General features: G+C 59.4%; 17 protein-coding genes. 7 read left to right on the top strand and 10 right to left on the bottom strand.

Features of this window, described 5'->3' with window-relative positions:
* Positions 1-18 precede the first annotated feature (18 nt).
* The 5 genes from ACYVM5_RS06515 to ACYVM5_RS06495 all read left to right on the top strand — a co-directional run bounded on the left by ACYVM5_RS06515 (position 19) and on the right by ACYVM5_RS06495 (position 8,256).
* On the top strand, positions 19-1,584 hold the full coding sequence (locus ACYVM5_RS06515; protein ID WP_460617311.1) for a RagB/SusD family nutrient uptake outer membrane protein: 1,566 nt from the start codon (positions 19-21) through the stop codon (positions 1,582-1,584).
* 192 nt (positions 1,585-1,776) lie between these two features.
* The gene (locus ACYVM5_RS06510; protein WP_460617310.1) at positions 1,777-3,771 is read left to right on the top strand and encodes a glycoside hydrolase family 65 protein; all 1,995 of its coding nucleotides are present in this window, start codon (positions 1,777-1,779) and stop codon (positions 3,769-3,771) included.
* Between the two features lie 34 nt (positions 3,772-3,805).
* A complete protein-coding gene (locus tag ACYVM5_RS06505; protein ID WP_460617309.1) occupies positions 3,806-6,205 on the top strand; it encodes a glycoside hydrolase family 3 C-terminal domain-containing protein in 2,400 nt (799 codons plus the stop codon).
* Between the two features lie 215 nt (positions 6,206-6,420).
* Positions 6,421-7,671: a metal-dependent hydrolase family protein gene (locus ACYVM5_RS06500; protein ID WP_460617445.1), complete on the top strand. Its 1,251-nt coding sequence runs from the start codon at positions 6,421-6,423 to the stop codon at positions 7,669-7,671.
* Between the two features lie 81 nt (positions 7,672-7,752).
* Positions 7,753-8,256, top strand: a complete 504-nt coding sequence (locus tag ACYVM5_RS06495) for a DUF421 domain-containing protein (protein WP_460617308.1) — start codon at positions 7,753-7,755, stop codon at positions 8,254-8,256.
* Positions 8,257-8,282: 26 nt separating this feature from the next.
* Here ACYVM5_RS06495 and uvrB read toward each other — a convergent pair whose 3' ends face one another.
* From uvrB to ACYVM5_RS06470, 5 genes are all read right to left on the bottom strand, one after another.
* A complete protein-coding gene (gene uvrB, locus ACYVM5_RS06490) occupies positions 8,283-10,325 on the bottom strand; it encodes an excinuclease ABC subunit UvrB (RefSeq protein ID WP_460617307.1) in 2,043 nt (680 codons plus the stop codon).
* A 188-nt stretch (positions 10,326-10,513) separates the two neighbouring features.
* Complete coding sequence (locus ACYVM5_RS06485) at positions 10,514-12,229, bottom strand: hypothetical protein (RefSeq protein WP_460617306.1); 1,716 nt, start codon at positions 12,227-12,229, stop codon at positions 10,514-10,516.
* The gene (locus ACYVM5_RS06480; RefSeq protein ID WP_460617305.1) at positions 12,219-12,878 is read right to left on the bottom strand and encodes an RNA polymerase sigma factor; all 660 of its coding nucleotides are present in this window, start codon (positions 12,876-12,878) and stop codon (positions 12,219-12,221) included. The genes ACYVM5_RS06485 and ACYVM5_RS06480 overlap by 11 nt, the downstream gene beginning before the upstream one ends.
* A gap of 159 nt (positions 12,879-13,037) precedes the next feature.
* Positions 13,038-13,790 (bottom strand): shikimate dehydrogenase family protein, encoded by a 753-nt coding sequence (locus tag ACYVM5_RS06475; protein ID WP_460617304.1) that lies wholly within the window; start codon positions 13,788-13,790, stop codon positions 13,038-13,040.
* 122 nt (positions 13,791-13,912) lie between these two features.
* Entirely contained in the window at positions 13,913-14,575 is a 663-nt protein-coding gene (locus ACYVM5_RS06470; RefSeq protein ID WP_460617303.1) for an SNARE-associated domain-containing protein, read from the bottom strand.
* A 421-nt stretch (positions 14,576-14,996) separates the two neighbouring features.
* On the opposite strand from ACYVM5_RS06470, the gene ACYVM5_RS06465 reads away from it, so the two are divergent.
* Positions 14,997-15,920, top strand: coding sequence for a bestrophin family protein (locus ACYVM5_RS06465; protein ID WP_460617302.1), 924 nt, complete (start codon positions 14,997-14,999; stop codon positions 15,918-15,920).
* A 211-nt stretch (positions 15,921-16,131) separates the two neighbouring features.
* A complete protein-coding gene (locus ACYVM5_RS06460; RefSeq protein ID WP_460617301.1) occupies positions 16,132-19,461 on the top strand; it encodes a T9SS type A sorting domain-containing protein in 3,330 nt (1,109 codons plus the stop codon).
* Positions 19,462-19,608: 147 nt separating this feature from the next.
* Here the strand turns inward: ACYVM5_RS06460 and ACYVM5_RS06455 are convergent, their stop codons facing one another.
* The 5 genes from ACYVM5_RS06455 to ACYVM5_RS06435 form a co-directional block, all read right to left on the bottom strand.
* Positions 19,609-20,439: a phosphosulfolactate synthase gene (locus ACYVM5_RS06455; RefSeq protein WP_460617300.1), complete on the bottom strand. Its 831-nt coding sequence runs from the start codon at positions 20,437-20,439 to the stop codon at positions 19,609-19,611.
* A 124-nt stretch (positions 20,440-20,563) separates the two neighbouring features.
* Positions 20,564-21,961 carry a tetratricopeptide repeat protein gene (locus ACYVM5_RS06450; RefSeq protein WP_460617299.1) on the bottom strand — a complete coding sequence of 466 codons (1,398 nt, stop codon included), beginning with the start codon at positions 21,959-21,961 and terminating at the stop codon, positions 20,564-20,566.
* Between the two features lie 164 nt (positions 21,962-22,125).
* Positions 22,126-23,148 (bottom strand): Rossmann-fold NAD(P)-binding domain-containing protein, encoded by a 1,023-nt coding sequence (locus tag ACYVM5_RS06445; RefSeq protein WP_460617298.1) that lies wholly within the window; start codon positions 23,146-23,148, stop codon positions 22,126-22,128.
* Between the two features lie 84 nt (positions 23,149-23,232).
* Positions 23,233-24,003: a tyrosine-protein phosphatase gene (locus ACYVM5_RS06440; RefSeq protein WP_460617297.1), complete on the bottom strand. Its 771-nt coding sequence runs from the start codon at positions 24,001-24,003 to the stop codon at positions 23,233-23,235.
* A gap of 14 nt (positions 24,004-24,017) precedes the next feature.
* On the bottom strand, positions 24,018-26,522 hold the full coding sequence (locus ACYVM5_RS06435; RefSeq protein ID WP_460617296.1) for a P-loop NTPase family protein: 2,505 nt from the start codon (positions 26,520-26,522) through the stop codon (positions 24,018-24,020).
* Between the last annotated feature and the right edge of the window lie 20 nt (positions 26,523-26,542).

Here is a 26,542-nt window from a genome sequence, read left to right as displayed (position 1 = left end):
CTTTAACCTAGCTATATCATGAAGAAGCTACTTAGTATTGCGGCCACGCTGGCCCTGCTCCAGCTCGCCAACAGCTGCCAGATTAAAGAAGAGTTTCAGGGCACCGTGCAAAAAGGCGGCAGCGGTGGTTCTACTAGTCCGGCCTCGCTGCTGAGCGGGGTGTACACGGCCATGCGCAGCCCGTTTCAGGGCGCTACTCAGGTGTTTGCCCTATCGGAGGTAACCACCGATGAGCGCCTGATGCCTACCCGGGCCGGCGACTGGGACGACAACGGCGTGTGGCGCCAGTTGCACCTGCACACCTGGGACGCCAACCACGGCCAGATACGCGACGCCTTCAACAACCTGAACGGGGTGGTGTACGCAGCCACCGACATGCTGCAGTACAATCCCACCACCCAGCAGCAGGCCGAAGCTCGTTTCCTGCGCGCGTTTGCCATGTACTGGCTGCTGGACCTGTTCGACCAGGTGCCTTACCGCGACCCCGGCGAGCCCGTGACGCAGGTGGCCCGCGTGCGCAAGGGCAACGATGCCCTCACCTACATCATCAGCGAAGTGACGGCTGTGCAGAACGACCTGCCCGATGCCCCGGTTTCGCGCGCTACCAAGGACGCCGCCCGCGCCCTGCTCATGAAGTGCTACCTGAACAAGGGCGTGTACGCCAACCGCGCAAACCCCACGTTTGCAGCCGCCGACATGAACCAGGTCATCACGCTGGCCGACCAAATTATCACTTCCAATCGGTATCGGTTCGCTACCAACTACTTCGATAATTTCGCGCCCGATAACACCAACATCGGCACCGAAAACATCTTCACCGAACTGAACCAGGGCGGCATCAGCAGTGGGGCGCAGTACGATTTGTGGCGCTTTATTTCGCACTACAACATGGTGCCCGGCGGCTATAATGGGCCGTGCGCGCTGTCGGACTTCTACGACAAGTACGGGGCCACCGACATTCGCCGCGGCACGGTGTATCGCTACACCAACGGCCCCGCCAACCCCGGCAACCGCCAGAACGTGGGTTTCCTGATTGGCCAGCAGTATAACCTGCAAACCGACGCCCCGCTTACCGACCGCGCCGGTGCTCCGCTGGCTTTTACCCGTGAGGTAAAAATCATTGAGACCGATGCCAAAACGCTGGAGCGCACGGGTATTCGCCCGATGAAGTACCCGCCAGATTTTACCAATAACTCGGCCGGAGCCATTGACAACGACATGGTGCACTTCCGCTTGCCCGACATTCTGCTGATGAAGGCCGAAGCCATTCTGCGCGGAGGCACTGGCACCACGGCCGGCACCTACGGCAGCACCCCGCAGGCGCTGGTGAACTCCTTCCGCACGCATCCGTCGCGCAATGCCGGCCCCCTGGCCACCGTAGACCTGAACACCTTGCTTGATGAGCGTGGCCGTGAGCTGTACTTGGAAATGTGGCGGCGGCAGGATATGGTGCGGTTTGGCAAGTTCCTGGGCCCCATTCAGGAAGGCCCGGCAACCGGGAGTGACGTTAAGTACCTCATCTTTCCCATTCCGAACCAACAAATTGCTGTTAACCCGAACTATACCCAGAATGCTGGTTATTAAGGGTTGATTTCAGCACCGGCCGCGCTGGCCACAGGCGGCCGGTAGCATGAACTACGAAAAAGGGTAAGCCGACGCTTACCCTTTTTTATTCCACATCACTTCTTTCCCTGGCATCTTAACATGGTGATTTCAGAATCAAAATGGCTGCGAATGGCGTTCGGTGCTTTGGCGCTGTTTGCTATTGCGGCCCGCATGCCCCTAGCCGCCCAAACGCCCGACCCCTGGCACATCATCGCCGACAAGGTGGACCCGGCCAACTACTACGGCGTGACCGTGGCCAACGGCATCATGGGCGTGGTGTCGTCGCCCGAACCATTTAAGGTGAAGAACGTGGTGCTGGCCGGGGCCTACGACCAGTACGGCCGGGGCCGGGTGAGCAATTTCCTCAACGGCATCAACCTGCTGAACATGTACATGGAAATCGACGGCCGCCGCCTCGGAGCCGCCGATGCCAGCCATTTCCGGCAGGCGCTGGACATGCAGAAAGCCACCCTCACCACCACCTTCGACTACCAGGACAAGGCCACCATCAGCTACACCACCTACGCGCTGCGCCACCTGCCCTATACGGTATTGCTGGACGTGTCCATCGTGGCCAAAAAGGACGTTGGCCTGACCGCTGCCAGCGTGATGGACACGCCCGACGCCCTGCGCGACGTGCAGAACTACTATAACGAAATTGACCGGCCACACGCCACCGTTCGCCTGCTCACGTCCTCGGCCAAAAGCCCGACGGGCAAGCTGTTGCTGTGCGCCTCCACCACGTTCCTGTTCACGGAAGGGCAGGGGCTGGAGCCGCGCGTCATCCACGAAATGTGGGACAATGGCGAACATTTGATGAAGTTCAGCAAAGCCCTGAAGGCGGGCCAAACCTACGGCTACGCCGTGGCCGGCTCGGCCATTACCTCGGCCCACCACCCCGACCCGTTAAACGAGGCCGAGCGCATGACCATTTTCGCCCGCCTCGAAGGCCGGGAGCGGCTGCTGGCCTTCCACGCCAAAGCCTGGCAGGACCTATGGCAGAGCGACATCCAGATAAGCGGCGATGCCCAGGCGCAGCAGGACGTGCACTCGATGCTATACCACCTCTACAGCTTTTCGCGGGCCGGCACCGATTACTCGCCCTCGCCCATGGGCCTTTCGGGGCTGGGCTATAACGGCCACGTCTTCTGGGATGCCGACCTGTGGATGTTCCCGGCGCTGCTGGTGCTGCACCCCGAAATCGCTAAATCATTGATTGAATACCGGTTCCGGCGCCTGGAGCCGGCCCGGCGCAACGCCTTCGCCCACGGCTACCAGGGCGCCATGTACCCCTGGGAAAGCGCCGACTCGGGCGTGGAGGAAACGCCAGTGTGGGCCCTGAGCGGGCCGTTCGAACACCATATTTCGGCTTGCGTGGCCCTGGCCGCCTGGCAATACTACTGCGTGACGCAGGACAAAGACTGGCTGCGCGAAAAAGGCTGGCCGATGCTATCGGCCACCGCCGATTTCTGGGCCAGCCGGGTGGAGCGCAACGGCCCCGGCCACTACGACATCAAAAACGTGGTGGCTTCGGATGAATGGGCCGAAAACGTGAACAACGACGCCTTCACCAACGCCGCCGCCAAAGTCAACCTGCAAAACGCCGCCGCTGCCGCCAAACTACTGGGTCTGCGCGCCAACCCCGACTGGGCGCTGGTGGCCCAGAACATTCCCATCCTAAAAATGGCCGACGGCGTGACCCAGGAGCACGCCACTTACCACGGCGAAGGCATCAAGCAGGGCGACGTAAACCTGCTGGCCTACCCGCTGAACGTCATCACCGACCCCGCCCAAATCCGCAAAGACCTGGCCTACTACGAAACCCGCGTGCCCAACGAAGGCACGCCGGCCATGACCCAAGGCATCTTCGCCCTGCTCTACGCCCGCCTGGGCAATGCCTATAAGGCCAGGCTCTGGTTCAAAGACGCTTACGAGCCCAATCTGCTGCCGCCCTTCCGCGTCATCGCCGAAACTAAGGGCGGCACCAATCCCTACTTCGCCACGGGCGCGGGCGGCGTGCTACAGGCCGTGCTCATGGGCTTTGGTGGGCTGGATATCACGCCGGCCGGCATCACGCAGCGCAAAAGCACCTTGCCCACCGGCTGGCAGTCGGTGAAGATTACGGGCGTGGGGCCGCAGCGCCGCACGTATTCTGCTGGTAGGTAAAAAAATTGATTTTCAATCAATAGATTCTGAAATTATGAGCAGTCTGTACCGTTTGCATGGCCGTTTTGGTGGTAAGTTTTCGATGGTGGTTTTGCTGGCGCTGCTAGGCAGCCGTGGGGCTTCGGGCCAAACTGCTGCGCCGCAACTGGGCAAGGCTCCATTAAAGGAAGTCCTGGCTGCCCTCACCACCGAGGAAAAGGTGAAGCTGGTGGTGGGCATGGGTTTCTATCCGGCTGGCTTCCCCGAAGGCATGCTGCCGCCCTCCGACCCCGCCGACCGCAAAGTGCCCGAGAAGGTGCCCGGCGCGGCGGGGCGCACCCACGCCATTGCCCGGCTCGGCATCCCGTCGCTCACGTTCTCCGATGGGCCGGCGGGTGTCCGCATTGCCCCCATTCGGGGTGGCGACAGCACCCGGACTTATTACGCCACGGCCTTCCCGGTAGCCACGCTGCTGGCTTCGAGCTGGGACACCGAACTGGTGCACAAAGTGGGCGTGGCGTTTGGGAGCGAGGTACGAGCCTTTGGTATTGACGTGCTGCTGGCTCCGGGCATGAACATCCACCGCAATCCGCTGGGCGGGCGCAACTTCGAGTATTACTCCGAAGACCCGGTGGTGACCGGCAACATCGCGGCAGCGTTTGTGAATGGGGTGGAATCGAATGGCGTGGGCACCAGCATCAAGCACTTCGCGGTCAATAACCAGGAATTCAACCGCATGAAGATGAACTCGCAGGTGAGCGAGCGGGCCCTGCGCGAAATCTATTTGAAAGGCTTCCAAATTGCCGTGCGCAAGGCCCAGCCCTGGACGGTAATGTCGAGCTATAACCTTATCAACGGCACGTACACTTCCCAAAGCCACGAGCTGCTAACCACGCTGCTGCGGCAGGAGTGGGGTTTCAAAGGCCTGGTAATGACCGACTGGTACGGCGGCCAGAACCCGGTGGCCCAGCTCCAGGCCGGCAACGACCTGCTCATGCCCGGCACCACGGCCCAGACGCAGGCCCTGCTGGCGGCCACCAAAAGCGGCCAGCTCACCCCCGCCCAGCTCGATGCCAACGTAACCCGCGTGCTGGAGCTGGTGCTCAAGTCGCCCACTTTCCTCGGCGACAGCTACACCAGCCGCCCCGCGCTGTCCGCCGATGCCGCCGTGGCCCGCCAGGCCGCCGCCGAAAGCATGGTGCTACTGCGCAACGAAGCCCAGGCGCTGCCGCTGGCCGCCGGCCAGAAGCTGGCCCTGTTCGGCAACACGTCCTACAACCTCATTGCCGGCGGCACCGGCAGCGGCGACGTGAACCGCGCCTACACCATTTCCATCGAGCAGGGCCTGAGCAAGGCCGGCTACTCTGTCAACTCTGCCACCAGCCAGGCCTACACGCAGTACCTGCGGGCCGAGAAAGCGAAGATTCCGCCGAAAAAGACCTTCTTCGAGCCCGTTCCCATCATTGCAGAAATGGTGCTAGACGCGGCCACGCTGCAGCAGCAAGCCCAGGCCGCCGATGTAGCCATCATCACCCTCGGCCGCAGCGCGGGCGAAGGTGGCGACCGCAAGGTGACCGACGACTTCACGCTTAGAGCTGATGAAAAAGCATTGATTCAACAAGTTGCCACGGCTTTTCACACCCTGGGCAAGAAAGTGGTGGTGATACTGAACGTGGGCGGCGTGGTAGAAACCGCCAGCTGGCGCAACCAGGCCGATGCCATTTTGCTGGCCTGGCAGCCAGGCCAGGAAGGCGGCCACGCCGTGGCCGACGTGCTGAGCGGCCAGACCAACCCCTCGGGCAAGCTGGCCACCACGTTTCCAATGGCTTACACCGACATCCCATACAGCCAGGATTTCCCCGGTAAAGTGCGGGCCGGTGCGGCCGCGCCGACCAATTCGTTGGGCGGTCAGGAATCCGAAAACACGTATGCTGAAGGCATTTACGTGGGCTACCGCTACTTCAATACTTTTCAAAAGCAGCCGGCCTACGCCTTCGGCCACGGCCTGAGCTATACCACTTTCGCCTACGGCCCACTGAAACTCAGCGCCACCGCCCTCAACGACAAGATTACGGCCACACTCACTATCACCAATACCGGCAAAACGGCGGGCCGCGAAGTAGTGCAGCTTTACTTGAGCGCGCCCAAAGGCAAGCTCGCCAAGCCCCAAAGCGAGCTGAAAGCCTTCGCCAAAACGTCTTTGCTCGCACCCGGCAAGGCGCAAACGCTCAGCTTCACCCTCACCGCCGCCGACCTGGCTTCCTACGACACCGCCGCCTCGGCCTGGGTGACCGATGCCGGCACCTATACCGTGCAGGCGGCCGCCTCGTCGGTGGAGGTGAAGCAGCGTGCCACTTTCCAAGTGGGGAAGCCGGTGGTGGTGGCCAAAAGCCGCCATCTGCTGGCTCCGCAGGCTCCGGTGACGGAAATGGCCGCGCCCACCGCCGGTAAATAAGGCGGCTATTCGGGCGCTTCTGAGTCACTGCGTAATCGATGCTTCCTACCCAAATAACTGCAAGCCGCGCGTGCGGAGTAGCTTCGCAAGGCCGCCCCGTACGGTTGGGGCGGCCTTGACCATTTATGCGATATTCTCAATTTTCCACAGACCAATCAGGCAGCACCCGCCGTTCGTGGCGCTTCCGTTATTCGATATTGGGCTGCCTGCTGGCAATGAGTATTCTGCCCGCAACGACACAGGCTCAGGTTATTGCGGCTGCCCCAGTCGCCACACTGTTGCGCCCCGCCGCCGTGTTCGATGGTCAGGAAATGCACCCCGGCTGGGTTGTCTTGGTCGAAAACGACAAAATCACGGCCGCTGGTCCGGCTGCGCAGGTAGCGTCGCCGCCCACCGCCCGCACCCTGGAGCTACCCGGCCTCACGCTGCTGCCCGGCCTCATCGAAGGCCATTCGCACCTGCTGCTGCACCCTTACAACGAAACCGCCTGGGACGACCAGGTGCTGCTCGAATCGCAGGCGCTGCGAGTGGCGCGGGCCACCGTGCACGCCCAGCGCACGCTGCTGGCCGGTTTCACCACCGCCCGCGACCTGGGCACCGAGGGCGCGGGTTTCGCCGATGTCGGTATCAAGCAAGCCATCAACCAAGGCATCATTCCCGGGCCGCGCCTGCTGGTCGTCACGCGGGCGCTGGTGGCCACGGGCAGCTATGGCCCCAAGCTGTCAGTGGATGAAGATGTGCCCCAAGGCGCGCAGGAAGCCGATGGCGTCGACGGCATCATCCGGGCCGTGCGCGAGCAGATTGGGAAGGGCGCCGACATTATCAAGGTGTACGCCGACTACCGCTGGGGTCCTGATGGCTCGGCCCAGCCCACGTTCTCACAGGAAGAACTAACGCTGATTGTACAAACCGCCCGCTCCACCGGCCGGGGCGTAGTGGCCCACGCCAGCACCCCCGAGGGCATGCGCCGTGCCATCCTGGCCGGGGTCGAAACCATCGAGCACGGCGACTACGGCACCCCCGAAATCTTCGCCCTGATGAAAAAGCGCGGCGTGGCCCTGTGCCCCACCGTGGCCGCCTCCGATGCCACCGCCCAGTACAAAGGCTGGCACAAGGGCACCGACCCGGCCCCGCCCCGCATTCAGCAGAAGCACACCAGCATGGCCGCCGCTCTCAAAGCCGGCGTGACCCTGGCCCAGGGTGGCGATGTGGGCGTATTTGCCCACGGCGACAACATCCGCGAAGCCGAGCTATTGGTGCACGACTACGGCCTCACACCGCTGCAGGTGCTGCGCCAGGCCACCAGCGGCAACGCCCAAATCTTCCACCTCGCCGACCGGGGCACCATCCGTTCCGGTCTGCTGGCCGACCTCGTGGCCGTGGCCGGCGACCCCACCCAGGACGTGGCCGCCCTCCGCCAAATCCGCCTGGTAATGAAGGGCGGTGTGCTCTACCGCCAGCCGTGATTCCGGCTCTAATGTTGGCGATTTAGATGGTCGTAGCGATGTCGGCCTGCGTATTGCAGCCGCACACTTCCTTATTTCCTGATGAAAGAATTCTTCGCCGACCTCATCGGCCTGCACGAAACGGCCCAAACCATCAGCGCCGGCCAGATTTCGGCCCGCACCATGGTAGTCTTTCTGGTGGCGCTGGTGCTGCTGCGGGTGTCCGGGCGGCGCACCTTTGCCAGCAACAGCGCCCTGGAAATGATTGTAAAATTCATGCTCGGGGCTACTCTTAGCCGCGCCATTGCGGCCGATGCGCCGTTTTTTACCATCCTCGCCGCGGCTTTCACGCTCGTGCTGGTGCATAGAGCTTTGGCCTACCTCGTGTATTTCTTCCCGGCCCTCGGCCGCTTGGTAAGGGGCGAAGCCAGTATTCTGGCCGAAGGTGCCACCATCCACTACCACGAGCTGCGGCGCGCCAGCATCAGCGAAGAAGCCCTGCAATCGGGCCTGCGCGTAGGAGCTAATCTGGACGATTTGGCCCAGGTCAAAACCGTGCGCCTGGAGCACGACGGCAGCATCAGCATCGTAAAAAAAGCGGACTGAGCGGGGCGCATACCGTCCCCCGCTCGTTATTCCCGCTTGCCTTTCAGCATGGTTTTCAGCGCGGCCAGTTCGTCGCGCAGCTTGGCGGCCGTGAGGAAGTCCAGGTCTTTGGCGGCGGCTTCCATCTGCTTTTCGGTGGTTTTGATGAGCTTTTCCAGCTCGGGCCGGGTCATCATGGCAATCACCGGCTCAGCAGCCATGGCCAGGGCCGCTCCGTCGACTTCGAGGCTGGCGTAGCCTGGCGTTTCCACCACGCGGTAGTCCGACAGGGCCGTTTGACCCATGATTTCGGAATGGCTCTTGCGCACGGTGCGCGGCGTAATGCCATGCGCTTCGTTGTAAGCCAGCTGGGTAGCGCGGCGGCGGTTTGTTTCGTCGATGGCGCGCTGCATGGAGCCGGTGATGCGGTCGGCATACATAATCACCTTGCCCTTGTCGTTCCGCGCGGCCCGGCCCATGGTCTGAATCAAGCTGCGCTGGTCGCGCAGGAATCCTTCTTTATCGGCATCCAGAATAGCCACGAGGCTCACCTCCGGCAAGTCGAGGCCTTCGCGCAGCAGGTTCACGCCAATCAGTACGTCGATTTCGCCCAGCCGCAGCTTGCGAAGGATTTCCACGCGGTCCAGCGTTTTCACGTCGGAGTGCACGTATTCTACCTTGATGCCGAGGCGGTCCATGTACTTGCTCAGCTCCTCGGCCATGCGCTTGGTGAGGGTGGTCACCAGCACGCGGTCGCCCATTTTCACGCGGTTGTCTACCTCGTCCAGCAGGTCGTCAACTTGGTTTAGGCTGGGGCGGATGTCGATTTCGGGGTCGAGCAGACCCGTGGGGCGGATAATCTGCTCCACCACCACGCCGTCGGCCTGAGCCAGCTCGTAGTCTGACGGCGTGGCCGACACGTACACGGCCTGCCGGAACATGCTCTCAAACTCGTTGAATGTCAGCGGCCGGTTATCCAGCGCCGAGGGCAACCGGAAGCCGTACTCAATTAGCGCGGTTTTGCGGCTGCGGTCGCCGCCCCACATGGCCCGGATTTGGGGCATGGTGGCGTGGCTTTCGTCCACCACCAGCAGGTAGTCGTCGGGGAAATAATCGAGCAGACAGAACGGCCGCGAGCCCGGCGTGCGCCCATCAAAGTAGCGTGAGTAGTTCTCGATGCCCGAGCAATAGCCCAGCTCCCGAATCATTTCCAAATCGAATTCCGTGCGCTCCATGATGCGCTTGGCTTCGGAGTCGCGCCCTTCCTTCTCGAAGTAGGCGTGCTGAAGCACCATGTCGTCCTGAATCTGCTTGATGGCCGAGTTCAGCGTGTCCTTGCCGGTCACGAACAGGTTGGCCGGGTACAGCGCAATGCCATTGGCCTCGTCGCTCAGCTTCTTGCCGCTGATGGGGTCAATCTTGTGCACCGACTCAATCTCATCGCCGAAAAAGTAGATGCGCACCGCGTAGTCGGCATAGGCCGGAAACACATCCACGGTATCGCCCTTCACCCGAAACGAGCCACGCGTGAACTCCACCTCTGTGCGCGAGTACAGAATCTGCACGAACTGATAGAGCAGGTTATTGCGCGTGTAGCGCATGCCCGGCTTTAGGAAAATGACATTTTTGGCGAATTCCTCGGGGTTGCCGATGCCGTAGATGCACGACACCGAGGCAATGACCACCACATCGCGCCGCCCGCTGAGCAGGGTGGAGGTGGTGTGCAGCCGCAGCTTCTCGATTTCCTGGTTGATGGCCAGGTCTTTCTCGATAAAAACGTCGGTGCTGGCGATGTAGGCTTCCGGCTGGTAGTAGTCGTAGTAGCTGATGTAGTACTCGACGGCATTGTTCGGAAAAAACGCCTTGAACTCCCCGTAGAGCTGCGCCGCGAGGGTTTTATTGTGGCAGAGCACCAGGGCCGGCTTGCCCGTCTGGGCAATGACGTTGGCCATGGTGAAGGTTTTGCCGGTGCCGGTGGCACCCAGTAGCACCTGGGCGGGCTCGCCGTTGTTCACGCCTTCCACCAGCTTGGCGATGGCGGTGGGCTGGTCACCGGTGGGCTTAAATTCAGAGGTCAGTTGGTACTCCATGCAACGCGAAAGGTAGGCCGAAATGGTCAGCCTACCTTAACCCGAATTGGCGATAATGGGTTTCGCGGGAATTGGAAAAGACTCTCTGTCATCCTGAGCGCAGCGAAGGACCTTATCACGTCTGAACAAATTGTTTCAACGTGATAAGGTCCTTCGCTGCGCTCAGGATGACAGGCAAACCCTGATTTCTACCGCCCGAACTCCACGCCGGCCTCCAGCCCGAAGCTATACGGGTGGCTCTGCGCGAAGTAGCTCTGCACCGGGTGAGCATTCAGCGCTACCAGGCCAACTTCGGCTACCGGACCCACCGTGAAGGCCCATTTGCCCGTGCTGGTGCGGAACTGGGTACCCGCCCCACCGCGCAGGCTGCCCATTACACGGCGGTAAGGCCCGCCCGTGGAGGCGATGGAATAGGTGCGGGTGGCTTCCGGGTCGCCCTGCACGTCGCTGCGCACGCCCAGCAGGGCCGTTACCACGCCGCCCAGGCGGCCGTAGAGGCTCCAGCCGCGCTTCACCGGGTTAGAATAGCGCACTTCCAGCGGAATGCTGGCCATGCTGTAGCGGAAATCAGTGGTGCGCAACGCGTGTTTGGTGCCGCCCTGGCCCAGGTCGAATAGCTGCTCGCCTACGAAAGACGACGACGAAGCCGACTGCGCCGTGGCCTGCGTGAATTCGGCCCCGGTGCTCAGCGACCAGTGGCCGCGCAGGTGGCGCGTGGCCAGCAGCGCAATGCGCTGGCTCAGGCCCGGCCGCAAGTTGTTGCGGTATTCGGTGGCCGCCACTTCGGTCAGCTTTGGAGAGTCAGTGCCGAAAGCGGGGCCCCGGTCATAATCAAATGCTGGCTCGATACCGGCCCGCGAGAAATTGACGTTGGGATTAAATACGCCAGCAGTGTAGCTGGCCCCGTAATGCCAGCGGTGCGCGTCGATGGTAGGCAGGTCTTCAATCGATACCGTGGCCAACCCATTGGGCAGGGTGGTAGTATTGGCCAGACTCAGCGCGGATTGGCGGGCGGCCAGCAGGCTCACTTCTTCGGGGGCAACCGTCGCCGCTGAAGCGGTGGTAGTAGCCAGCGATGTGGTGGCTGCTACACCGCTGCCCGTTGCGCCGGCTGTGCCGCCGACGATTGCCGAGGTGCCGGCTGCAGTTGTGGTGGCTACGTCCGCTGCTGCCAGCATCCGGTCGGAATTCTGAGTTGGAGCCTGCTCATCGGAGTGCGTTCGGGCAGCGGCTGGGTTGGTGGTTGCGACCAGCGCTTCGTCAGCAGTTGCCGGGATGCCTTCTGAGGCAAGCCCGTTCTGCGAAGTCGATTCGGCCGCTGCACGTTTGCCCGCCGAGTAGCGGGCCGTTGTAGCAGCCGAACCGAAGCCAGTGTACTTGTTTTGAGTAGCCGCTACCGTCCCCCCGGTCATAGTGCCAAAGCCTTGATTACCTGCTGATGCACCGCTGGCGCTATTGTTCGCTGAAGTTCCGTTGCTGATAGAAGCCTTGTCCGACAAAGTCGCCCCGTTAGTACCAGTTGCCGAGCCATTGGCCGCCAGCGAAGCATCGGACTGGCCCGCTACCTCTTTCATGCCCAACGTGGCCGCAGTATTGGCGCGGCCTGATTGCGTACCTCTGTTCGCCGCCATTTCAGCACCGCCCAGCACGTCGGCGCGGTTGGCCCACCAGCCGGTGCCGGCCAGCGTGGCCAGCAGCAGGCTGGCCGCCGCCACCCAGCGCGTGGCCACGAGGCGACGGCGGTAGGTTTCGTTCTGCCGAATCAGCAGGGAGTTGTCAATCTGGTCCCACAGCATGGGGCGTGGGGGCACGGCGGCCTCCTCGCCCAGGTGGTGGCGGAATAATTCCTCCAGGCTGCCGGTGGTTTTAGGCGTAGTGTTGTCTTCGATAGGATTAACGGACATGGCGGGTTGGGGCACCGAGGCGCTCCAGTTTAGTTTGTAGGATGACGCGGGCCCGGGAGTATTGGGATTTGCTGGTGCCCTCGGTAATGCTTAATAATTCGCCTATTTCTTTATGAGTATAGCCTTCAATAGCATAGAGGTTGAAAACCATGCGGTAGCGCGGAGCCAGCTCCTGCACCATTTCCAGCAGTTCGTTGAAGTTGAAATTGCTGAGGGTAAATTCTTCGCTGGATAGCGTTTCGGGGTAGTCCCCGTCGCTCACCGCTACTAGGGAAGCATTGCGGCGGTGCTGGCGCAGGGCCGCGTTAATCATGATACGGCGAATCCAGAATTCCAGCGGGCACTCGCGCCGGAAGCTAGCCAGCGTCCGAAACACCGTCAGAAAGCCTTCCTGCAGCACGTCCTCGGCCTCGAAGGTGGTCTGGGCATAGCGCAGGCACACGGCCATCATCTTGCCGGCGTACTTGTCGTAGAGCAGCTTCTGGGCCAGCTGGCGGCCGCGCAGGCAGCCGTCAATCAACTCGGCCTCGGTGGGCGGGCTGGTCACGGCCGTGCTGCGGCTGGCCGTGAGGCGCGGCGCCGTGGCGGGCTGGTCGGGCAGCACGTCATCGGCCCCGAACGCAAACCAGGTGAGGGCGCCGCTGCTCATGCCCGCGCCCGGTAACCCGCGCCGGCCAGGGAAAGAAGGGTAGAAGGGTCCATTTTCGCTTGCATAGAAAGGTGTGTCAACCAGAAAGTAGCCAGCAATGTGGTGGGCTGGCTTATGCGAGATGCATACCCACCGGAAAAGGTTGCAAATGGATTTCAGTTATCCGTCAGTCGCTTCGTTGTTCCAGATGTTCCAGGCGGCTTCGGCTTGCAGGCACAGCATCTCGAAGCCGTTTTTTACCTGCGCCCCGGCCGCCCGGCCTTTGGCCATAAACAGCGTTTCGGCCGGGTTATACACCAGGTCGTACAGGTAGTGCTGCGCCGTCAGCGCCTCGTAGGGCAGGCGCGGGCACTCCTCCACCAGCGGGAAAGTGCCCAGCGGCGTGGTATTGATGATGAGCTGATGCGCGGCCAGCACCTGCGGCGTCAGGTCGTCGTAGGTGAGGCCGGAGCCCAGCGGGTCGCGCGTTACCGACCAGTAGGCGATGCCCAAATCATTCAGCGCCGCGCCTACTGCTTTGGCCGCGCCGCCCGCGCCCAGCACCAGGGCCCGCGTATCGGGCGGGGCCGGAAAAAACTCCCGCAACGATTCCCGAAAGCCTACCACATCGGTGTTGTGGCCGCGCAGACTTCCATCGGGCAGGAACTCAATCACATTCACAGCCCCCACGCGGCGGGCCGAGCTGGCCAGCTCATCCAGGTAGGGCACCACGCTTTCCTTGTAGGGGATGGTCACGTTCAGGCCCGCCAGGTGGGGGTGGGCGGCCAGCAGGGCCGGCAGTTCGTCCACGGTAGCCAGCTCAAACAACTCATACGCGTGGTCGGCCAGGCTCTTTGAGTAGAATTTCTGGCTGAAGTACGTCTGCGAGAACGAGTGATTTAGGGTGCGGCCAATAAGCCCGAACTGACGCATGGAATTGAACTTGAAAGCGAAAAACAACCCAAAGTAGCGCAAAAAAGCCGTCCCGAATATGAAAATCCGAGACGGCTTACGATTTGATGGAAGGCGCGCTACTGCGCGGAGCAACTTGGCCGTTATTGGGCCGGCGCGTCGGCCGGGCCAGCCATTTTGCCTTTCACAAACGACCACAGCGGCGGCAGCACCGACAGCGCGATGATGCCCAGAATCACCAGCTCGAAGTTCTTTTGCACCACCTCAATGTTGCCGAACAGAAAGCCCGCCAGTGTGAGCACCACCACCCACAGCACCGCCCCCATGATGCTGTACGACGCGAAGTAGCGATAAGTCATGGTGCCGATACCCGCCACAAACGGCGCGAACGTGCGCACAATGGGCACGAAGCGCGCCATGATGATGGTTTTGCCGCCGTGCTTGGCGTAGAAGGCTTGCGTCTGGTCGAGGTACTTGCGGTTCAGAAACTTGAAATCCTCGCGGAACACCCGCGGCCCCAGATAGTCGCCCACGGCATAGTTCACGTTGTCGCCGATGAAGGCGGCCGCAATCAGCAGCGGAATAATTATCCACACGCTCAGGCCGGTTTCGGGGCGGGCAGCCAGCGCACCGGCCGCAAAGAGCAGCGAGTCGCCGGGCAGAAAGGGAAACACGATGATGCCCGTTTCGGTGAAAACAATGAGGAAAAGCACCAGATAAGTCCAGGTGCCATAGTTGTGCACCACATCTACCAGGGTTTTGTCGAGGTGCAGCAGAAGGTCGAGAAAGTGTTTAATAATTTCCATGCCGGGCGTGAAGTGAGCCACAAAGAAAACCGGTTGCCGCCGAAACCACCCTGATTCCCGGACGTCGGCACTCCGCATGGCCAGTTTATTATTCCCCGCAGTTAGCGTCCCGAGCCTGTGATTCTTACCTTTGCGGCCCGATTGGCCAAGCAGGCGCTCAGCTTGGTATTTATTCGGTATTCGTCCGAATAATGTAAAAATCCTATATTATGGATGATGGACTTGTTGCCGGGTGCTGTGGGGCACAAGTGTGTTGCCTGGGTAAGCGCTACGCGGCAAAATGTGGCATGACCTATGATATGGCCCACAGCCACGCGAATATGGATTCGGTAGTTGTCCATTTTCACTATTCTACTGTGTAGCTAAATAGGCTCAACCCCGGCAAATGATTTGCCGTTGCAGGACAAAAAAGACATATTCAATGATTGTTTATCAGGGCGGTGATTGGTGGCGGGCCTTGTGGCACTTTCACACCTCGGCGGTTATCCGCCTGTTGTTGAAGCGTGTGGCCTTGGTTGGCCTCTACGGTTCGGCCATTGCCGTCATCAGCATCGATTTTCATACCCTCAACGTCCGCATCGGGCGCGAATACCTTTCCATCCTAGGTATTCTGCTCAGCTTGCTGCTGGTGTTCCGTACCAACACCGCCTACGACCGGTACTACGAAGGCCGCCGCGTGTGGGGCCAGCTCGTGTCGCACTGCCGGGGCCTGGCCATGGAAATGAATGCCCTGCTGCCCCGCGAGGCCAAGTCCAGCCGCCGCTATTTCGCCGCCCTCATCTCCAATTTCCCCATCGCCCTCGAAGGCAGCCTGCGCAACAAAGTCCGCTTCGATAAGATGGAAGCCACCCCGGACATCATCGAGCGCCTCCAAAAGGCCGAGAGTGTGTGCTCCACCATCATTGCCGTGCTCATGGAAAGCGTGGAACAACTGCGCCAGGTCCAGATTTTCGACCCCATCCACCTCATCAACATCAAGCAGCACTACCTGGGCATGATGACCGTGAACGGCACTTGCGAGCGCATCAAGTCCACGCCCATTCCGTACTCCTACAGCTTTTTCATCAAGTGCTACATCACGGTTTTCATCATGGTAATGCCTCTGGTGCTGGTCGATTCCTGCGGCTGGTGGATGGTGCCCGTGACCATGATTGGGGCCTACGCCATGCTCGGGCTGGAGATGATTGGCAACGAAATCGAGAACCCGTTTGGGTACGACAGCAACGACTTACCCATCACCCAGCTCTCCAATAAAATCCGGGTAAGTGTACATGATTTGCTGGGCGTGGAACTACCCGCCGAGAAAAAAGCTTTGGCGACCGTACCCTACAGCGTAGTGCATTAATCGAGTTTTTTTATGCATTCAGCCATTAATAAATATCATTCATCGATGCCCGCTTGCCTAAGTCACAAATAGTTTATTTGGACAGATTCAGCATTTGTTTAAATTTTCCCAGAACACCTCAGACCTTTCTTTTACCTTTGCGTATATGCGCCTCGTCGTGTAATCCGCAGTCCAAGCGTTTCATTCTCTCTAACATTCAACCCTCAATTACATGCAAACTTTAACATTTACTCAGAAGCTGTTGCGACAGCGAGGCTTCCTCAGTTCTCTCATTCCACTATTCGCCATCTTCTTGGGTCTGGGCTCTTCACTGACGGCTCAAGCCGGTGTAACGGGTCCTACTGGCTCAACAGTACTAATTGACCAGAACAGCGCCCCGGGCACAAACACCCCTTATGCTGCTGCTGCCTTCGATGGTTCCGATTTGGGAACTTACGACATCAATTCGGGCTCTTTGCTTTTGAATGGTGGTTCGTTCAGCACGCAGGAAACCAATGATGCTACGTTCACCTATGCCGTGACCGGTGGCTTCATTGACTATGCCGTGTACGTGGATGGTGGTACCGTTCCATCATATTCCACGTTGACCCTGAACCTTCCTGCCGCTGATGGTAGTGGTGTGCGCAACTTTACGCTGACTAATGCTCAGATTAACCTGATTCGCCAAGCCGCTGTAACTGCTGGCGGTGCTGCTCCTGGTACACTTTACGACATTAACATTCGTTTTCGTGCGACCTATCGCCGCACCCGTATTTCCAATGGCTCCGTCTCGAACCTAACCGCAAGTGATGACAACGGCACTGCTGGCTATGTGGCTACTTTCAACGTAACCGGTACTCTTCCTCCCCCTAGCTCGGTTACCTTCTCTGGTGAGTCAGTTACGGTTGACCAAGGCAACGGTAGCGTTACCTACGTTGGCACTGGCTTCAATACGCAACTGGTTGACCAGAAGCCCGGCTCGACCACGGCTCCTGCTTTCGACATCAATGCCGGCCAGCTCATTCTGCAAGGGGGTACGGTGACAACTACCGAAGCCGGTACTTACGTGGTGAACGGCGCTACCTTGGATTACGTCCTGTACGCCCCCAACTTTAGTGTTGTCAGCAACGGTACGCTGCAACTCACCCAGACCAGCGCCAGCAATGGCGTGCGTCAGTTCTCCCTCGGCAGCGGCAACACCAACCTGATTAGCCTTCTATCGACTGCTGGCAACGGCTACACCATCCAGGTAACCTTCCACGCCACCTACCAGGTGAATGGCACGGGCCTGCCCCAGCGCGCCAACGACAACAACTCGTACGCTGCTACTTTCGACGTAACCGGTACCAAAACGCCGGCTCCTACCGTGCAGGGCAACACCATTGGCATCGCTCCCAACAACAGCGGTACCGTTATCTACAACATCAACCCCAACACGCCGCGTCCTTTTGTTGGTGCTGACCTGAGCTCCTCGGCCAACAACGGCACGACTTACGACGTGAACAACGGCCAGTTGCGCCTCAACACCACCACGGTAACCACCACCGAAGCCGGTGCCAATACCATTACCAGCGTGGTGCTGTACTACCGCACCCGCCTGAGTGGCACGCCCGGTGGCGCTTTCCAGCCCATCAACCTCACGCAGTCCGGCAACACGGTTAACGGCACGCGTACGTTCATTCTCGACCCCGGTGTTAACGGCATCAACCCCCAGCCTAACCTGATTGCTACCCCGGCCGTTACGGCTGCCGGCAACTATGTGGTTGACGTGTACTACCAGGCCAGCGGCTCGAACTCGATTACGAACACCAACTTTACCATTACTGACCCGAACGGCGCTCCCGCCAATTTCTATTCGGCCAATTTCACAGTAGTTGGTAACCCTGTTGCCCAAACCATCTGGACTGGTTCCATCAACGACAACTGGTTCGATGCCCGCAACTGGAGCAATGGCGTTCCAGATGAAACCAAGAACGCGCTGATTCGTGACCTGGGTGCCGGTAGCGGCGTTCCGTACCCCAACATTAACTCTGACGTTGCTACGCCTACCTACAGCAACCTCGGCTCTGGCCCGGCCAAGACCCGTAACCTGATTATGGGTGGTACTTCGCAGGGCTCGCGCTCCATTACCCGCCTCGTGCGCGGCCAGCTGAAAGTGTACGGCGACTTCGATAACAGCTACGACAGCTTTATCCAACGCGAAAACACCATCATGGAATTCGCGGGCAGCGTAAACCAGACCATTACAGGCGGCTCGTTTGTTCGGGTAGACATCTCGGGTGGCGCTACCAAGTCTGTGATTGGCATCATGAACGTTTCGGAAGCCATAAACTTCCTGACTCCCAGTGTTAACGCTGTTAACACCATCATTCCGAACCCCTACACTGCGCTCAACGCCAATGCCGGTATTTTGACCACCGACATCCTTCAGCCTCTGCTGTCGGTGATTGTACTGGCCGACCGGGCACTCACCAATGGCAACAACGGTGCTCAACTGAACGGCGAAACGGATGATTCCTACCTGCGTGGTTTCGTTCGCACTACCCGTCAGGGTGTACTGGTAGGTGAAACGCGCACGTATGGCAACATGGGCATGACCCTGACTTTCAACGGCACGAACAGCCCCGGCAACGTAGATGTAACCCGTAACACAGTAGAAGCATATGCGCCGGTGAGTGGCCGCTTCGGCATCCGCCGCATCTTTGGTGTTCGTCCTTCTGACCAGGCTACCAACAACGGCGGTCTGACTGCTACGATGATTTTCCACTACCGCGATTCCGAAACCCGCAACCTGAACGGCCCGGACATCCGTACCCCCGGCAACAGTTCTATTCCGGAAGACCAGTTGACCATCTTCCTCTCGAGCAATGGTGGCGGTGCCTTTGGTCTGGTTGGCCGCGATGGCCCGGTTGACCAGTTGAACAACAACGTGACCAAAACCGGCGTTACCCAGTTCGCTACCTTCACGCTGGGCAGCACCGAAACCCCGCTGCCCGTTCGCCTGATGGCCTTCGACGCCAAGCGCATCGGCAACGATGCCCTGGTGACCTGGCAGACGGCCACGGAGGAAAACAGCAAAGGCTACGAAGTGCAGGTTTCGACCAACGGCACCGAGTACCGCACGCTGGCCTCAATTCCGAGCGCTTCGCCCAACACTACACAAGTAACCAACTACAGCTATGTAGACAAGGAGGCCAACAAGACGGGCAAGCGCTACTACCGCCTGCACCAGATTGACCTGGACGGCAAAGATGCCTTCTTCGCCCCCACGGTTGTTAGCTTCGAAGGCAAGGCTCCCGCTTCCAGCCTCGTTGCTTACCCGAACCCCCTCAATGCTGGCAACGAACTCCACGTAGCCTTGCAATCGGCAGCTACGGGCACCGCCAAGCTATTGGTGACCGACATGACGGGCCGCACCCTGCAGCAGCAGAACGTAGTGCTGACTGGCAGCCTCACCGATACTTCAGTAGCTGGCATGAGCGACCTGAAAGCTGGTGTGTACCTGGTGAAACTCACCTTGCCTACCGGCGAAGTGAAGAACCTGAAAGTGGTGAAGCAATAAGCTAACCACGGCTTCGGCCATAGAAAAGCCGGCTTCCGCAAGGAGGCCGGCTTTTTTTGTGTTACGGTAGGCCAATGCCTACTAAAAAGGCCCGTCATGCGCAGCACGACGGGCCTTCCGGATTTTGAGCTAGCACACGCTGCCTCCTTAGCCGCGGGGCATGGAAGTACCGGGCTTGCCGGTCTTGGCTGCAGGCTGGAACATGGGGTCCACAGCGTCCATATCGAGGAAGTGTGAGAACGTGTCGCCGCGCAGGCCCAGGCGGATGGTTTCGAGGCTTACCACCTCATTGGGGGCAATGTTGCCAAGGTTTACATTGGCTCCCAGCAGCTTGATGAACCACACTTGCTGAGCTTTCTGGGGAGCTTCCCACAAGATTTTCTCCGACGGAATCTTGGTCAGAATTTCCTCCACCAGGCCCGAGCGAACCTCGCCGGTGCTGCGGAACAGGCCCACGTTGCCGCCCTCGCGGGCCTCGCCAATTACCTTGATGGCCCCGGCTTCGAGCTCGGTCTGCATCTGCGAAATCCACTTGTAGGGCGGAATAATTTTTTCAGCATCTTTCGAGCCTACTTCGCTCAGCACGCGCACGGCCTTGCTCAACTCGCGGATGTACTCGCATTTGCGTTCGTGGTCGAGGTCGATGCTGCCGTCCGATACTTCAGCGTATTCCATGCCGTAAGTGTCCAGCAGACGGCGATAATCGTCGAATTGGTTGCGGATGATGAAGGCCTCGAACAGGGTGCCGCCGAAGTACACCGGAATATTGGCTTCGCGGTAAATTTCGAGCTTGCGCTTCAGGTTGGGTACTACGTAGGACGTGGCCCAGCCTAGCTTCACTATGTCGGTGTAGGATTCACCTACTTCCAGAAAGTCTTCAACTTCGCGCAGGCTCATGCCTTTGTCCATTACCATGGTGTAGCCCTGCTCGCGGGGCTTGGTAGTGCGCTCCGGCAGTTGAGAGAGGTCGTAATTCATTAATAAAAAGTGAAATATGAGAATTTGAGGAAAGCTTGCCCGCTCTAAGAAACGGGTAGCGCGGGCAAAGAAAAACCGCCCGTCGGCTGACGGGCGGTTACAAAAGTAGCATTAAGCCAAAATGTTATTTCCGAAACTGTTCAATGAGCCGTTTCAAGCCCGGCTGCTCACGCAATTGCGGGAAGTAGTCGAACAGAATAACGTGCTGCTCATAGTTGAGCGTGAGGGCCGTTTCGAGCACACCGTACGCCTCTTTCATCCGTCCATCGGCCAGCAGGTAAGCGCACAGCATGTAATGAAAATGTGCCTCGTGCGGGTGCAGTTCCACGGCGTGGCGCACTAAGTCCGCCGCTTCGCTGAAGTGGCCCTGCTCGTACAGGATAGCACTCCAGCTCACCCAGCCCTGCACGTCGTCGGGGGCTACTTCGGTGGCTTTCTCATACGACTCGAGCGCGCTTACCACGTTGCCCACCTGGTTTTCGGCCGCACCCAGCGCCGACCAGTACTCGCCGCTTTCGGCATATAGCTCGGTCGCCTTGCGGAAGTAGTGTATGGCCTCGAACCAGCGTCCTTGCTCCTGCAACAACACGCCCTGGCCAAACCAGGCTTCGTCCATCTCAGGGTTCAGCTCCAGCGCCTGGCGATAGAACTTGCGGGCGGGTTCCCACTCGCGCAATTTCTCGTAGCACTCGCCGATGTTGCACAACGCCTCATCGGTTGGCTCGCCGGGAGGGTAGGCCATTTCAAATTCCGGAATGGCTTTCAGGTATTCCTGCTGGCACACGAAGGTGTCGGCCAGCCAGTGGTGGGCATCGTAGAAATCGGCGCGGATGGTCACAGCAAAGTCAAATGCCTCAGCAGCCTTCGCGAAATCTTCGCGGCGGTACCAGTACTGGCCCAGATTGTACCAAGCCGTGGCCGAATACGGGTCATCGTCGGTGAAGCGCTTGAAGAAATCCTCGTGCTCCTCTAAGCGCGCCGTGATGTCGAGGCAGTGCAGCAGCTCCTGCACCCCGGTTTCATTGTCGGGGTTGAGGCGCAGGCTTTGCTTGTAGTGCTTGGCCGCGCTCTTGAATTTCTGCCAGCTCTGAAAGGCCAGACCCAGGTTGAAGTGAATGTCCTCGCGCTCGGGCTCCTGCTCCAGGCCGGTCCGGAAAAATTCCACTGCTTGCGCAAATTCGCCCCGCTGCGTGCTGATAATGCCCCGCGTCACGGCCACATCGGCGTTGGTGGGGTCCAGGGCCGCTACGGCGTCAATCTGACGCTCGGCTTCGGTGTAGTCGCCGCGCATGGCCGTCACTTGCGCGCGGTCAATCAGCAGCTCAGTTGAGAAAGGGTATTGGCCGAGGGCTGCTTCACAGGCCTGAAGGGCCTTGTCAAACTCTGCACTCGTCACATAATGGTCGATGATGTTCTCGAAGTCTTCCAGGTCGAAGAAAACAGACTCCTGCTGGGCAACCATGCGCTCGAAGCGACGCACGGTATCCAGCACGGTCCGGTGGTTTTCAAAATGTTCGTTCATGCGCATAAAATCGCAGTTAAGTGGATTAATCTGGTTTTGTGAATTAGCGAATCCAGCGACCGGAGGCATTTGTGTCACCGCTTGCCAGAACCATTCCACTCCACTTTTTCAGTACTCTATCAATTATAACAAATATTGGCCAAAACCGTGCAATCTGACTGTTGCTAAGATACGACAACCGGTTCGCGGCTGCCGGGTTTCGCCCCTAGTTCGGCCGCGCACCACGCCAGGGTATCGGCCAACGGCCGGAATGAAAGCCCGGTGGTGCTGTGTACTTTGGCGTGGCTGTACACCACCGGCTGCCGCCCGGCCCGGGCCGTGTCTTTGGTGATGAGCGGCCGGGCGCCCGTAAGCACTGCCCGGGCGTGCTCCAGCCGCCAGATAATTTCGGCGGCCCAGTCGGGCACGGCCACTGTGGGCGGGCGGCGTTGCATGGCCGCCGCTGCCTGACGGAAAAAATCGGCTAAGGGCACTGCTTCGGCACTCAAAATATAGCGCTGGCCGTCTGCTTTAGGTTGGTCGAAGGCTAGGGCCAGCAGCTGGGCCACCACATCGCGCACATCTACAAAATTGATGAGGCCACGGGTGTAGAAGCGGTGCTGCTGGTGCGCGTAGCGCAACAGGCGCGTGCTGCTGCGGTGCCAGTCGCCTGGTCCCAGCACCACCGACGGATTCACGATGACTGCCGACAGCCCTTCGGCCACCCCGCGCCATACTTCCAGCTCGCCCAGGTATTTAGAAGTGGCGTAGGCCGGATGGGCTGCGCCCAAGTCCCAGGAAGCCTTTTCGGTCACGGTAAGCACTTCGCCGGGGGCGGCCGTAGCGCCCGCTGCTGGCCCGCCCAGCGCCGCTACCGACGACACGTGTATCAGCCGAATGCCTGGCCGCTCCAGGCAGGCGTCGACCACGGCGGCGGTGCCCTGCACGTTCACGCTCAGCAGCAGGTCCTCGTCCTGCGGGGCGTATGAAACCAGCCCGGCGCAGTGAAAAACGTGCGTGACATCGGGCGTGAGGGCTACCCGCAGCTGTTCGGTATCAAGCAAGTCGCCGGCCAGCCATTCCACGCCCGGCGCGGCGTCGGCAGGTACCGCGCCCCGGTGCAGCGCACGCACGGCCAGCCCCCGCTCCCGCAGCGCCCGCAACAGAAAAGAGCCGATGAGGCCGGTGCCGCCGGTTACGAATATCATGAAGTCGGTAATTAACGCTCAGAGCAAATGGATGGTATTAGTCGGCCCATAATGGCCTGCTACTTACTACTAACGGACCAGTTCTTAAAGCGTATTGTTCAGCAAAGGGAGCCGGAGCAACTTCTCCATGTAAGGCTGTGCGAGCGTGCGCTGGGCTAGGGTATCGGTGTGGCGAAGGTGATGGGCATCAGTCCCCACAAAATCAACTAATTCGCCATCAATCAGCTGCTCTGCCACTTTTTTGGCGGCCGGCGAATAGTAGCCCGCCAGCGAATTCAGGTTCACCTGGAGTAGCACACCGTGGTCGCGGCGCATCTTCTCAATTTCAGCAAATCGACCGTATAAATAAGTGTAGCGCTCCGGATGAGCCAGAACCGGCTGGTAGCCCTGGGCTTTCATCTCAAAAATAATATCGAACAAGTTCAGCGGCTCGTTCATGTACGAGGTTTCGAATAGCAGGTAGCGCTTGTCGCCGCCGAAGGTGAGCATTTCAGTGCCATCGGCCAGCTTGCGGCCCAGAAACTCGTCGAGGTAATACTCGGCGGCACATTCGAGCGCAACATCGTGCAGGCCGGCGGCGGCAGCGGCTTCGCGCAGCTGTTTCAGCGCGGCCCGAATACCTTCCGGCGTGTTCTTGTAAAAGTCGCCCATGATGTGGGGCGTCATCACCAGCTTGCGATAGCCGAGGCCGCGCAAGGCCCGGAGCAGGTCCAGCGAATGCTCCACTGTTTCGGCCCCGTCGTCGAGGCCGGGCAGCAGATGCGAGTGCATATCAGCCGCCAGGGCCGCCAGCGAAGCCGTGGCCGCCGGAGCGGAAGTCGCCCCGCCAAAAAGACGTTGCCAGAGCGAAGCCATTTATCCTGATAGTATTAGGTGAAAAACTTCTTCAGCTTCTCGCCAAAGGACAACTGTTTAGTCGCGGGCTCTTCGTAATAGCCCTGCCCATACGCGCCGTAGCCATAGCCGTAACCATACCCGTAGCCATAGCCGTAGCCGCCACCCGATTGCGCATCGTTGAGGATGGTGCACATGCGCGTGAAGTTGTTGCTGCGCATCAGCCGGTTCATGTTCTTAACGAACGTCTTGCGCGAGTAGCCAGCTCGCACGATGTAGAGCGGAATATCGGCTTTGCGCATGATGAGGATGCCATCCGTAACCAAGCCCACGGGCGGCGTATCAATCAGAATAACATCGTAAAGCTGAAACAGCTCCTGAATCATGGTATCGAACCGGTCGCTCAAAATCAGCTCCGACGGGTTGGGCGGCGTCGGGCCGGCCGAAATGAATTGCAGCGAGTCAATGCTCGTGGGCTGAATGCACTCCTGCACGTTGTGCCGGTCGATGAGGATGGTACTCACCCCGCGCGTGTTTTCGGCCCCAAAGGCTAGGTTGACTTTGGGCTTGCGCATGTCCAAATCCAGGATGATAACCTTTTGCCCCGACAGGGCAATAATGCCGCCGAGGTTAACGGTCACAAAGGTCTTGCCCTCACCGGAGATGGTGGACGTTACCGAAATCAGCCGCTTCTTCTTGGCCGAGCTAATGAAGTCCAGGTTGGTTCGAATGGAGCGAATGGACTCGGAAATGGCCGACTTGGGGTTTTTATCCACTACCAGGCGCGACACTTCCATTTTCTCCTTGTCGTAGGTCGGGATGATGCCCAGCACCGACGCTTTGGTATTACGCTCCAGCTCCCGCACGTTGGTCACCGTATTATGCATGAGGTAGCGCACCGCAATCAGGCCCAGGCCCAGCAGCAGGCCGCCCGCCAGCCCTACGGCGTACACAATGAGCTTATTGGGGAAAATGGGCGGCGAGGGCGGCGAGGCCGGCGACAGAATCTGGAAGTCGGCTGTGGTACCAGCTTTCTCGATGTTGAACTCCATTTTCTTGTCCAGCAGCATCAGGAAGGACTTTTCGTATAAGTCCAACGGCCGTTGCAGGCGTGCCAACTCGGTGCCCTTCTCGGGTAGGCTTTGCAGTTCCCCGGTCAGCTTAGCACGTTGAGCGTTGAGCTCGTCCATACTGCGGCGCAACAGCTTTTGGTTTTGCAGCAGCAGCCGCTGGATGTTGTTGCGAGCAAAGTTGATTTTAGCCTGTTCGGCCTGCACTACTTCCGTTTTGTCGGTGTAGGAGCGCGACAGCCGCCGCAGATTCCATTGCAGGCTGTTGAGTTCGGCTAGCTGGTCGCCCAACTGCGGGTCTTTGATTTCTGCCAGTGCGGGAATGCTCTGCTGTACCGTCTGATTTTCGTCGCGTGTGAGGCTACCCTGTTGCGCCATTTGGGCTACCTGGCCCAGCAGCGTCAGCGTTTCCGACAGCTTTAGCCGGTCTTCCTCCAGCTTCTCCAGCTTTTCGCTGATGGTGCCCACCTCGCTCTTCACATCATACGTGCCCGAGCTCTGAACAAAAGCCTGCAGATTGTCTTCGGCTTCCTGCAGGCTTTTGCGGTTTTCTTCCGAAATCTTGTCCAAGAACCGGAGCTGCTTCTGGGTGGCTTCCTGTTTGCTGGCAATTTTCTCGACCAAGTACACAGAGTCAATCTTGTTGACGATGTCTTGGGCCTTCACGGCATTAAAATCGTTGAACGAGATGCCAATCGTGTTAGCGTCTGGGTTTACAATTTCAACGGTCAGGTTTTTATCCAGGTAGGCGCTCACAGTGTTGTCGTCCTGCACTGTGAAGTGGTAGCTGGCATCCAACGCCTCCTTATTCATCTGCGAGGTGGGCAATACCTGCAGGGTAATACCGGGCAGGGCGATGGTTTGCCCCAAAGCGTATTCGCCACCCTGCGGCCGGTTCTGATTGATGAAGTCAAGCTTGAACCGCTGTTTGCTCACAAATTTTAAGTCAAACTTGCGGTTATACAACGCCTTATCCGTGATTTTATAGACCACCCGGAAAGGAGAGGTACCGTACAGTTCCGACTCCAGCACAGTGCCCTGCACGTAGTAGTTCACATCAAGGTCCAGCGAGTCTTTCAGCCGCCGGTAAATGATGTTGGACTTAATCAGCTCCACCTCGCCGGCTAGCTTGGTGCCATGGGCTTTGTCCACCACAGCCGGAGCCATCTGTCCGGCCAAGCCAAGGGCGCTGCCTTCATTGCGCTCGTCAATTTTGAGCAAAGACGTCGACTTATATACCGGTTTGGTATAGCGCAGGTACAGCCACGAAGCCGTAACGCCGAGAATAATCAGTAAAATCATCCACAGCAGGCTGCGCCGGGCCACCAATACCAAAGTGGCCACATCCAGGCTAGCGGAATCGTCGTCTGCCTCATTGCCTCCGGCGTTGGACACAACCGAAGGCTCTACGGCTCCGCCGCTGGCATTCCGGATGAGCTCTTCCAACTCCGAGTTTTCGTTTACGGCCATTGTAATGTTATTGCCAGCAA

It is taken from the genome of Hymenobacter ruber, from assembly GCF_054783255.1.
This window is presented reverse-complemented; position numbering and strand designations above follow the sequence as displayed.

Excerpts from the sequence above, each read along its gene's own strand:
- ACYVM5_RS06510 (WP_460617310.1), top strand. The coding sequence starts at position 1,777 with ATGCCCCTAGCCGCCCAAACGCCCGACCCCTGGCACATCATCGCCGAC.
- ACYVM5_RS06435 (WP_460617296.1), bottom strand. The coding sequence starts at position 26,522 with ATGGCCGTAAACGAAAACTCGGAGTTGGAAGAGCTCATCCGGAATGCC.
- ACYVM5_RS06450 (WP_460617299.1), bottom strand. The coding sequence starts at position 21,961 with ATGAACGAACATTTTGAAAACCACCGGACCGTGCTGGATACCGTGCGT.
- ACYVM5_RS06515 (WP_460617311.1), top strand. The coding sequence starts at position 19 with ATGAAGAAGCTACTTAGTATTGCGGCCACGCTGGCCCTGCTCCAGCTC.
- ACYVM5_RS06440 (WP_460617297.1), bottom strand. The coding sequence starts at position 24,003 with ATGGCTTCGCTCTGGCAACGTCTTTTTGGCGGGGCGACTTCCGCTCCG.
- ACYVM5_RS06485 (WP_460617306.1), bottom strand. The coding sequence starts at position 12,229 with ATGTCCGTTAATCCTATCGAAGACAACACTACGCCTAAAACCACCGGC.
- ACYVM5_RS06465 (WP_460617302.1), top strand. The coding sequence starts at position 14,997 with ATGATTGTTTATCAGGGCGGTGATTGGTGGCGGGCCTTGTGGCACTTT.
- ACYVM5_RS06475 (WP_460617304.1), bottom strand. The coding sequence starts at position 13,790 with ATGCGTCAGTTCGGGCTTATTGGCCGCACCCTAAATCACTCGTTCTCG.
- ACYVM5_RS06470 (WP_460617303.1), bottom strand. The coding sequence starts at position 14,575 with ATGGAAATTATTAAACACTTTCTCGACCTTCTGCTGCACCTCGACAAA.
- uvrB (WP_460617307.1), bottom strand. The coding sequence starts at position 10,325 with ATGGAGTACCAACTGACCTCTGAATTTAAGCCCACCGGTGACCAGCCC.
- ACYVM5_RS06445 (WP_460617298.1), bottom strand. The coding sequence starts at position 23,148 with ATGATATTCGTAACCGGCGGCACCGGCCTCATCGGCTCTTTTCTGTTG.
- ACYVM5_RS06460 (WP_460617301.1), top strand. The coding sequence starts at position 16,132 with ATGCAAACTTTAACATTTACTCAGAAGCTGTTGCGACAGCGAGGCTTC.
- ACYVM5_RS06505 (WP_460617309.1), top strand. The coding sequence starts at position 3,806 with ATGAGCAGTCTGTACCGTTTGCATGGCCGTTTTGGTGGTAAGTTTTCG.
- ACYVM5_RS06455 (WP_460617300.1), bottom strand. The coding sequence starts at position 20,439 with ATGAATTACGACCTCTCTCAACTGCCGGAGCGCACTACCAAGCCCCGC.
- ACYVM5_RS06500 (WP_460617445.1), top strand. The coding sequence starts at position 6,421 with ATGAGTATTCTGCCCGCAACGACACAGGCTCAGGTTATTGCGGCTGCC.
- ACYVM5_RS06495 (WP_460617308.1), top strand. The coding sequence starts at position 7,753 with ATGAAAGAATTCTTCGCCGACCTCATCGGCCTGCACGAAACGGCCCAA.
- ACYVM5_RS06480 (WP_460617305.1), bottom strand. The coding sequence starts at position 12,878 with ATGAGCAGCGGCGCCCTCACCTGGTTTGCGTTCGGGGCCGATGACGTG.